Source organism: Pigmentiphaga daeguensis (assembly GCF_039523035.1).
In the GTDB taxonomy this organism is placed as follows: Bacteria; Pseudomonadota; Gammaproteobacteria; order Burkholderiales; family Burkholderiaceae_B; genus Pigmentiphaga; species Pigmentiphaga daeguensis.
Genome location: NZ_BAAAEN010000033.1, coordinates 44,293 through 53,781 on the forward strand (window position 1 = coordinate 44,293; position 9,489 = coordinate 53,781).

Genomic DNA, 9,489 nt, shown 5'->3' on the forward strand with positions numbered 1-9,489 from the left:
CGCCGAAAGCAGCCTGGCGCGGGCCGGGAATGGGTCCTAGAGTTCGATCCACTCGCGCCTGGTCGAGGCATCCGCGCGCAGGGCGGCCGGCGTCCCGGTGAACACCACGGCGCCGTGGCCCAGTACATATGCGCGATCGGCGATGTCCAGGGCGAAATCCAGCTTCTGCTCGATCAGCAGGATGGCCATGCCCTGGCGGCGCAGTTCGTCCAGGCAGGCCGCCAGCTGCGCCACCACCATCGGCGCCAGTCCCTCGGCGGGTTCGTCCACCAGCATCAGTGCCGGATCGCCCATCAGCGTGCGGCCCAGGGCCAGCATCTGCTGCTCGCCTCCCGACAGGTGCTGCGCCTGCACCCCGGCTCGTTGCGCCAGCGCGGGGAACAGCCGGTATACGTCGGCGATCGTCCAGCGCCCCGCCTTGGCGGCCTTCTGCCCCAGCACCAGATTCTGCTCGACCGTCATGCCGGGAAAGACGTCCCGGCTCTCCGGCACGTAGCCGACTCCCAGCCGCGCGATCTCGAACGTGCGCAAGCTGGCCGTCTCCCGGCCTCTCCAGAGCAGGCGGCCGCGCCGCTCGACCAGCCCCATGACCGCGCGCGCCAGGGTGGAACGTCCCGCGCCATTGCGGCCCAATAGCGCGACGATCTCGCCCGGAGCCACGCTCAGATCCACGCCTTGCAGCACGTGGGCGCGGCCGTACCAGGCATGGACGCCGCGAAGTTCCAGAAGGCCGTTCATTCCGGCTCCTGCACGATGCCGCCCAGATAGGCCTGGCGGATCGCCGGATCCGCCCGGATGTGTTCCGGGTCGCCCGTGGCAACCAACCGGCCCTGGACCATGACCGAAATGCGATCGGACAGGCCGAACACCACCCGCATGTCGTGCTCGACGATCAGCACCGTCCTCCCCTGGCACGTGCCGCGTATCAGCTCCATCATGCGCGCCGTCTCGGCCCGGCTCATCCCGGCCGTCGGCTCGTCCAGCAGGACGACGCGCGCATCGGTGGCCAGCACCATGCCCAACTCCAGGGCGCGCTGCTCGGCGTAGCTCAGTTCGCCGGCGGGCAGTTCCGCGCGCCGCGCCAGATCCAGTTGCGCCATGATCTGGTTCGCGCGCTGGGCCACGCCGCGCCCGCGATCCAGCGCACACCACCATTGATAACCCAGGCCTCCCCTGCGCATGGCGGCGCAGCGCAGATTGTCGAACACTGACATGCGGCCGAAGACGTTGGCCACCTGGAAGCTGCGCGACAAGCCCAATCGGGCCATGCGATGCGCCGGCAAGCCGGTGACGTCGCGGCCATGCAAGCGCACTCTGCCCGTCGAGGGCGGCGTCAGGCCCGATATCACGTTGAACAGGCTGGACTTGCCCGCCCCGTTGGGCCCGATCAAGGCGTGGAATTCACCCATGGGGACACGCAGGCTGACGCCGTCGAGCACCTGGACATCCCCGTAGCGCTTGCCCACGCCTTCCAGCGACAAGGCGTCGATGCCGCCCGTCTCCCGCGTCTTAGACATCGCATCGCTCCGGCGAGGGCACCGGGCGGCCTCGGCCCCGACCCAGGAACACACCCGCCGCGCCCAGCACCGCCAGCGCGCCGGCAACGCTCCACGGCAGCGGCGCGAACGGGTCCAGCATCAACCCGAACCACGGGACCGCCGCCGGCCCGCCCGCGTCGTGGACGCGGCCATAGGCCAGTTCGATCGCCAGGCTCAGCCCCGCGCATGCCGCCAGCGCCCCGAGGATCGTCCAGATCCTGGCGCCCAACCATTCCCTCGACTGGCCCCGCGCCACCAGCCGCGCCGCATCGCGCAGCCCGCCGGCCAGTCCGCCAGGCAAGACCAGCACGACCGCGGCGAAGGCGAGCCCCAGGTACAACTGCCAGGCGCCGGTGTGGCGCGACAGTTCCACCGAGAAGAACGTCACCACCACCGCGCCGGCCACCGGTCCCAGGAACAGGCCGCTGCCCCCCACCACCACCGCCAGCAGCACCATGCCCGAGCGCAGCGCCCCCAGGCCGTCGGCGCTGGCGATCTCCAGGTTGAGCGCCATCAACCCGCCCGCCACGCCGGCGAAGAAGCCCGACAGGATCAGCATGAGATAGCGGACGCGATGCGGGTCATAGCCGATGAAGGCCACGCGCTGCGGATTGTCGCGGACGGCGTTGGCAAGCTTGAGCAGCGGCGTGCGGCCCAGCGCATGGATGGCCAGCGTGCAGGCGGCCGTCCATGCGGCGGTCAGGTAATAGACGTGGACATCGGGTCCCAGGGTCCATCCCGGCCACAGGCCCGCCACGAACGCGGGGCCGGCGGTACGATCGGCCGCCAGCCCGCCCTCCCCGCCGAACCATGCCGGCAGCATGCCGGCGGCGGCATGCACCAGTTCGCCTATCGCCAGCGAAATCATCGCGAATGGCGTCCCGCCCCGGCGCGTGGTCGGATAGCCGATCAGCGCGGCGAAACCCGCGCCCGCCAGCCCGCCCGCCACGGGCAGCAGCACGGTCGGGTAGACGAACGACCCGCCGTCCATCCCGCGCAGGAGATGGATGACGGCATACCCTCCCAGTCCCGCGTAGACGGCATGCCCGAAGGACAGCATCCCGGTCTGGCCCAGCAGCAGGTTGTACGACAGCGCGAACAGCGCCATCGCGCACATCTGCGACATCAGGCCCAGTTGGAAGCCGCTGCCGAAGCACAGCGGCGCCAGCGCCAGCACCGCCAGTCCAACGGCCACGCAGGCCAGGAATGGCCTGCCGTCAGGGCGCGGACTCATGTTTCGCGCACGCCCATGAGCCCGCGCGGCCGCCATGCCAGCACCGCCACCATCAGCAGATAGGGCAATACCGGCGCCACGCGCGACAGCGGCCAATCCGCCAGCGCCCGCGCGGCGTCCGCGGCGCCCAGCCACGATGCCGGCGCGGCCAGCGACCAGGCGGACCCCACCGCCAGGGTCTGCAGCAATCCGATCAGCAGGCTGGCCCAGAAGGCGCCCGCCAACGATCCCAGCCCGCCCACCACCGTCACGACGAACACGATGGGCCCCAGCGCCTGCGCCATGCCCGGTTCGGTCACGAACACGCTGCCGCCTATCGCGCCAGCCATGCCGGCCAGCAGGCAGCCGGCGCCGAACACCAGCATGAACACACGGGGCACGTCGTGCCCCAGCGCCTGCGCCATGTCGGGATGACTGAGCGCCGCGCGAACGACCAGGCCGGTCCGGGTACGGGTCAGGCCCCACCACAATCCCGCCAGCATCAGGCCCGCGGCCAGCGCGACCACCAGGCGATGTACGGGAAAAGCGTGCCCGCCCAGGCTGAACAGGGGCTCGCCCCAGGCGGCCGGCATGCGGTAGGGCACGGCGGACCGGCCCCAGGCCAGTTGCACCAGTTCGGCGATGATCATGGCGAGCGCGAAGGTGAACAGCAACTCCGCCACGTGCCCCCGGCCGCGCAAGCGGCGCAGCGCCAGCCGCTCGACCGCCGCGCCCGCCAGCCCCACCAGCACGGGCGCGATGAACAGGGCCACCCAGAATGCCGCGCCCGTGGCCAGCGCCGGCGACAACGCGCCGGCCACGGTGTGGGCCGCATAGGCCCCCAGCATGTAGAAACTCGCATGCGCGAAGTTGATGATGCCCATCATGCTGAAGATCAGCGTCAGTCCGGACGAAAGCATGAAAAGCAACAGCCCATAACTGAGACCGTTCAGCAGCGAAACGATGAGCCCGTCCAAGCAATACTCCGAGCAGCGCGCGAGGGAAAGGGAAACATGGAAACGACGGCAAATAGGTTAACCTTGATTGATACCCGGCGTGAGGCCGGACCGCCAATCACCGTTCCAACGTCGTGAAGCTCGCCAGCACTCTCCAGTCCCTGCGTACCGACAACTCGTTCGCCGCCCTGCCGGACGCGTTCTATTCACGGGTGTCGCCCCAGCCCCTGGACGACCCCTGGCTGGTGCATGCCAACCCCGAGGCCGCCGCCCTGATCGGCCTCGCTCCCGAGGCCCTGGCCACGCCCGAGTTCCTGTCCGTGTTCGCGGGCGCCCGCCCGCTACCTGGCGGAGCGCCGCTGGCCGCCGTCTACAGCGGCCATCAATTCGGCGTATGGGCCGGACAACTGGGCGACGGCCGCGCGCTGCTGCTGGGCGAAGTGGCCGGCCCCGACGGCAACTGGGAACTGCAGCTCAAGGGATCGGGCCTGACCCCGTATTCGCGCATGGGCGACGGCAAGGCCGTGCTGCGCTCATCCGTGCGCGAGTATCTCGCCTCGGAAGCCATGCACGGCCTGGGCATCCCGACCACGCGCGCATTGGCGCTGGTCGCCTCCGACGATCCGGTCATCCGCGAGACCGTCGAGACGGCCGCCATCGTCACCCGCATGTCGCCCAGCTTCGTGCGCTTCGGCTCGTTCGAACACTGGGCCAGCCGTCAGCGGCCCGACCTGCTGCGCGTCCTGGCCGACTACGTGATCGACCGCTTCTATCCCGACTGCCGGCCGGCCCCGACCGGCGTCGCCGACACGGAGGCCGGCCCCTACCTGCGGCTGCTGGCCGCGGTCACGCGCAAGACCGCCACGCTGATGGCGGACTGGCAAGCCGTGGGCTTCTGCCACGGCGTCATGAATACCGACAACATGTCCATCCTGGGCCTGACGCTGGACTACGGCCCCTATGGATTCATGGACGGCTTCGACGCCCACCACGTCTGCAACCATTCCGATACCGCCGGGCGCTACGCCTGGGATGCCCAGCCCGCGGTCGGGCATTGGAACCTGTATCGCCTGGCCGGCGCGCTGATGCCGCTGGTACAGGACGAGGACGCGCTGCGCGCCGTGCTGGCCAACTACGAAGGCGCCTTCCTGGCCGCCTTCCACCACCGGATGGCCGCCAAGCTCGGCCTCGGGCAATGGCAGGCGGGCGACGATGAACTGCTGAACGGCCTCTGGTCCGTCATGCACCAGAATCGCGCCGACTTCACCCTGAGCTTCCGGCGCCTGGCCGACGTGGCCAGCGCCGACGGCACTCCGCCGGCACCGGGCGTCGAAACCTTCGAGGACCTGTATGCCGACCGCGAGGCCGCCCAGGCGTGGCTGGCCACCTACCGTGCCCGCCTCGCTCAGGACGGGCGGCCCGACGGCGAGCGCGCCGCGGCCATGAACCGCGTCAATCCGCTGTACGTGCTGCGCAACCACCTGGCCGAGCTGGCCATCCGTGCCGCAAAGCAAAGGGATCCCGGCGAGATCGACCGCCTGATGCGGCTCTTGCGCGACCCCTACACCGAACGGCCCGGCCACGAAAGCTATGCCCGCGTGCCGCCCGACTGGGCCGGCTCGCTGCAAGTCAGTTGTTCTTCATGAGGTAGACCATGTCCGACCGGCCCAAAGTCAAGAAATCCGATGCCGAATGGCGAACCCTGCTCACCCCCATGCAATACGCCGTGGCGCGCGAGAAGGCGACCGAGCGCGCGTTCACCGGCCAATACTGGGATCATCGCGAACCCGGCATCTACCGCTGCGTGGCCTGCGGCACGCCGCTGTTCGCCTCGGACACCAAGTTCGACTCGGCCTGCGGCTGGCCCAGTTATTTCGCCCCGCTCGACCCCGATAACGTACGCGAGGAACTCGACACCACCCATGGCATGGTCCGCACCGAGATCCTGTGCAACGTCTGCGACGCCCACCTGGGGCACGTCTTCGAGGACGGCCCGCCGCCGACAGGCCTGCGTTATTGCATCAATTCGGTCTCGCTGAAGTTCGAACCGCTGTAGCCCCCCACGCCCTTCGGGCGCCCCCTCAAGGGGGCGATGCGGGCGGACCGGCAAGCCGGATCCACCGCATCCTGGATCTTGGTAGGCCGGGTTAAGCTGGGGCTGTAGGGTGAACGGTGGGGTGGTTTTCTTGTCCCACTCGGATGCATTTTTTTCTCGACGATTCGATGAAATTACTTTTTGATCTTTTCCCGCTGGTTCTTTTCTTCGCCGCATACAAGTTCGCCGACATCTATGTCGCGACGGGCGTGGCCATGGCGGCCAGCGTGCTGCAGATCGTCTGGCTGCTGGTGCGGCGCAGGAAGATCGAGCCCATGCACTGGATCAACCTGGCCATCATCGTGGTGTTCGGGGGCGCCACGCTGTTCCTGCACGACGAGGTCTTCATCAAGTGGAAGCCCACGGTGCTCTACTGGCTGTTCGCGGCGGTGCTGGGCGGCGGCCAGTGGCTGTTCAAGCGCAATTTCCTGCGCAGCATGCTGGGCGCGCAGATCCAGTTGCCCGACCCGGTCTGGAGCCGGCTCAACCTGGCCTGGGTGACCTTCTTCGCCGCGGTGGGCGGCCTGAACCTGTACGTCGCCTACAACTGGCCCACCGAAACCTGGGTCAGCTTCAAGGTGTTCGGCATCTTCGGCCTGCTGCTGGTATTCGTCGTGCTGCAATCGCTCTACCTCGGCCGCCACATGAAACCCGCCCAGGAAGCCTCCACCGCGGACATCGCCAAGCGCGAGACCGACGCCGGGGCCGAACGCTCATGAACGCCGACCGCATCGCGGGGATCCGGCAGCGCCTGCAGGCCCTCGACCCCATCACCCTGGACGTACAGGACGAATCCCACCTGCATGCCGGACACGCCGGCGCGGCCGGAGGCGCCGGACACTTCCGGCTACGCATTGTTTCGCCCCGTTTCGCCGGGCTCAACCGGGTAGCCAGGCATAGGCTGGTGTATGATCGATTGGCAGACTTGATGCCGGCGCACATCCACGCGCTGGCGCTCCAGGCGCTGACACCAGAAGAAGATTCCGCACCAACCTCTTGAGCCCGGTCTTTTCAACCGACCTCACTCCCCCTCTACCTTCAAGGACTTCCATACATGAAGCGTGTTTTGATGATGGCTGCCGCGCTGACCCTGGCCGCTCCGGTTTTTGCGCAGAATGCCGCCGTGGTCAACGGCAAGGCCATCCCCTCGTCGCGCGTGGACCAATTCGTCAAGCTGCTGACCAAGCAGGGCCAGCCCGACTCCCCCCAGTTGCGCGAGCAGATCCGGGAAGAACTGATCAACCGTGAAATCTTCCTGCAGGAAGCCGACAAGCGCGGCGTCGCCAAACAGCCCGAAGTCCAGGCCGAAATCGACCTGACCCGCCAGAGCGTGCTGATCCGCGGCCTGTTCAACGACTTCCTGGCCAAGAACCCGGTCTCGCCGCAGGACGTCCAGGCCGAGTACGACCGCGTCAAGAGCGCCCAGGGCGACAAGGAATACCAGGCCCGCCACATCCTGGTCGAAAGCGAGGCCCAGGCCAAGGACATCATCGCCCAGCTGAAGAAGGGAGCGAAGTTCGAGGACCTCGCCAAGCAATCCAAGGACCCCGGCTCGGCTGCCAACGGCGGCAGCCTGGACTGGGCCCCCTCCAGCACCTACGTCAAGCCGTTCGCCGACGCGCTGGCCGCGCTGCAGAAGGGCCAGACCACGGAAGCGCCGGTGCAGACCCAGTTCGGCTGGCACGTGATCCGCCTGGACGACGTGCGCCCGGTCCAATTCCCGCCGCTGGAGCAGTTGCGCCCGCAAATCGAGGAATCCCTGCGCCAGACCAAGCTGCGTGATTTCCAGACCAGCCTGCGCGAAAAGGCCCGGATCCAATAAGCTTGTTGGATTCAACCAACAAAAAACGCTGTCCCGATAATTAAATTTTCAACAATCAGGGTTTCCCTGGGTTGAACCTGATGCCCCGTAAAACAGGCCCTAACCCGCCTGAGTTACGGGGCGTTTTTCTTGCTCAACCCTCCAGGAGAACTGGCGATTCGCGGGTTCACACCGTCCTGGGGTTGCAATTAGGTAACAAAACCTTAGAGCAAAGCACAACACATTTTTATTGCAAGGGAATTAACTATTGGCACTCCAGGGGCTTTCTGGTGAAATTCTTCGAGATTTCTTCACAGCAAGTACATCGCGTAGAAATCATGAGCAAGACGGGGGGCTTGTCTTGGGGGAAAGCGGCAGCAATGCTGTCTTCCGACTCGTCCCTTCGGCTTATCGAGTTACTCACTCCGCTGGAGACCTATTTAAATGAAGAAGACCCTTCTTGCCGCCGCGCTGCTGGCTGGCTTCGCAGGTGCCGCTCAAGCGCAAAGCAACGTCACGCTGTACGGTTTGGTTGACGCTGGTTTCAGCTATGCCAAACTCGAAGGTAAGCAAAGCGTCACTGGCATCAACAGCGGTCTGATGGGCCAGTCGCGCTGGGGCATCCGTGGTTCGGAAGACATCGGTGGTGGTCTGAAGGCCATCTTCACCCTGGAAAATGGTTTCGAAGTTGATCGAGGCACCGAAATCGGCGGACGCCTGTTCGGCCGCTATGCCTTCGTCGGCCTGGAAAGCGCCCAAGCCGGCCGCTTCATCATGGGCCGCACCACGAACCTGGGCTTCATGTGGGCCGCTGGTATCGCCAACCCGTTCGGGCTGGGCTTCGGCCAGTCCACCGTCAGCGCCACCTTCGGCTACAACGACAGCGAACTGGGTGGCGGCCGTTCCGATAACGCCGTCTACTACTACTCGCCCAGCTTCTCGGGCTTCCAGGGCGCGATCGGCTATAGCTTCAACGTCAATGGCACGGAAGCTGCTGGCAGCAAGAACAACAACCGCCTGATCGACCTTGGCCTGAAGTATGACAATGGCCCCCTGAAGGCCGTGTTGACCTATCAGTACATGAAGCCCGCCACCGGTGGTAACGGCAACTTCAAGAACCTGACGATTGGTGCCAACTACGACTTCGGCGTCGTTGCTGTGTACGCCGGCTACGCCAACGCCAAGAACATCCAGAACGCCGCAAGCTGGAACGCCAACGCAGTGTACGCTGGTGGCTTTAGCAACACCGGCGCCACCTTCACCAAGGACAACGCCTACACGATCGGCCTGAGCGCCCCTCTGGGACCTGGCAAGGCTTATGCCGCCTACCAGAAGGCCACGCAGTCGAAGGTCAAGGGCTTCGCCCTGGGCTACACGTACGACCTGTCCAAGCGCACCAATCTGTACACGTACTTCTCGCAAAACGAAGTGCGCGACTGGGCGGCCAACAAGAATCTGGACGCCCGTCAGTTCGCCGTGGGCCTGCAGCACCGCTTCTAAGCACTTGATACCGGCCTGAGCCGGTCTCTACGGGGCTTTGGCTCCGGTGCGACCAAGCATGAACCCCGCCTAGTGCGGGGTTCTTTTTTGGGAGCCGAACATTTCGAACCCTCTCTATCAGTCCGCACGTTGCCAGATGTAACCACCTCCCCTTCTCCTGTTGCGCGAACAACGATAAGACCAATTGGTTTCGACAGAATCGCAACATCTCTGAATATCGCACCAGATTTAACAGTTGGCACTCTTAATCCTTTCTGGTGAAATTTCTTCAGATTTCTTCGCAGCCTAAGTGTCGAGTCCCGGACGATCATAAGGCCGCCGATGGAACAAATGAGGGTGTGAATCATACCACCCACTCATAGCCTGCATAGGCGTCTTGCTCTGCA

The 9,489-nt window shown here is 65.9% G+C and carries 10 protein-coding genes; 6 read left to right on the forward strand and 4 right to left on the reverse strand.

From position 1 onward, the window contains the following. Nucleotides 1–36 precede the first annotated feature (36 nt). From ABD104_RS27120 to ABD104_RS27135, 4 genes are read right to left on the reverse strand one after another with little or no spacing between them, the layout of a single operon-like run. On the reverse strand, nt 37–738 hold the full coding sequence (locus tag ABD104_RS27120; protein ID WP_087840636.1) for an ABC transporter ATP-binding protein: 702 nt from the start codon (nt 736–738) through the stop codon (nt 37–39). Next, entirely contained in the window at nt 735–1,517 is a 783-nt protein-coding gene (locus ABD104_RS27125; protein ID WP_087840635.1) for an ABC transporter ATP-binding protein, read from the reverse strand. Before ABD104_RS27125 ends, ABD104_RS27120 begins: the two co-directional genes overlap by 4 nt. Beyond that, nucleotides 1,510–2,772 (reverse strand): branched-chain amino acid ABC transporter permease, encoded by a 1,263-nt coding sequence (locus ABD104_RS27130; protein ID WP_087840634.1) that lies wholly within the window; start codon nt 2,770–2,772, stop codon nt 1,510–1,512. The genes ABD104_RS27125 and ABD104_RS27130 overlap by 8 nt, the downstream gene beginning before the upstream one ends. Continuing rightward, nucleotides 2,769–3,728 (reverse strand): branched-chain amino acid ABC transporter permease, encoded by a 960-nt coding sequence (locus ABD104_RS27135; protein ID WP_343928557.1) that lies wholly within the window; start codon nt 3,726–3,728, stop codon nt 2,769–2,771. The genes ABD104_RS27130 and ABD104_RS27135 overlap by 4 nt, the downstream gene beginning before the upstream one ends. A 113-nt stretch (nt 3,729–3,841) precedes the next feature. Between ABD104_RS27135 and ABD104_RS27140 the strand changes: the two genes are divergently transcribed. From ABD104_RS27140 to ABD104_RS27165, 6 genes are all read left to right on the forward strand, one after another. Further along, a complete protein-coding gene (locus ABD104_RS27140; RefSeq protein WP_343928558.1) occupies nt 3,842–5,353 on the forward strand; it encodes a protein adenylyltransferase SelO in 1,512 nt (503 codons plus the stop codon). An 8-nt stretch (nt 5,354–5,361) separates the two neighbouring features. Further along, on the forward strand, nt 5,362–5,763 hold the full coding sequence (gene msrB, locus ABD104_RS27145) for a peptide-methionine (R)-S-oxide reductase MsrB (protein WP_279815302.1): 402 nt from the start codon (nt 5,362–5,364) through the stop codon (nt 5,761–5,763). A gap of 167 nt (nt 5,764–5,930) precedes the next feature. After that, a complete protein-coding gene (locus ABD104_RS27150; RefSeq protein ID WP_343928559.1) occupies nt 5,931–6,521 on the forward strand; it encodes a septation protein A in 591 nt (196 codons plus the stop codon). Then, nucleotides 6,518–6,802 (forward strand): BolA family protein, encoded by a 285-nt coding sequence (locus ABD104_RS27155; protein WP_087840629.1) that lies wholly within the window; start codon nt 6,518–6,520, stop codon nt 6,800–6,802. The genes ABD104_RS27150 and ABD104_RS27155 overlap by 4 nt, the downstream gene beginning before the upstream one ends. Nucleotides 6,803–6,856: 54 nt before the next feature. Next, nucleotides 6,857–7,624 carry a peptidylprolyl isomerase gene (locus tag ABD104_RS27160; protein WP_343928560.1) on the forward strand — a complete coding sequence of 256 codons (768 nt, stop codon included), beginning with the start codon at nt 6,857–6,859 and terminating at the stop codon, nt 7,622–7,624. 423 nt (nt 7,625–8,047) lie between these two features. Further along, nucleotides 8,048–9,103 carry a porin gene (locus ABD104_RS27165; RefSeq protein ID WP_343928561.1) on the forward strand — a complete coding sequence of 352 codons (1,056 nt, stop codon included), beginning with the start codon at nt 8,048–8,050 and terminating at the stop codon, nt 9,101–9,103. Nucleotides 9,104–9,489 lie beyond the last annotated feature (386 nt).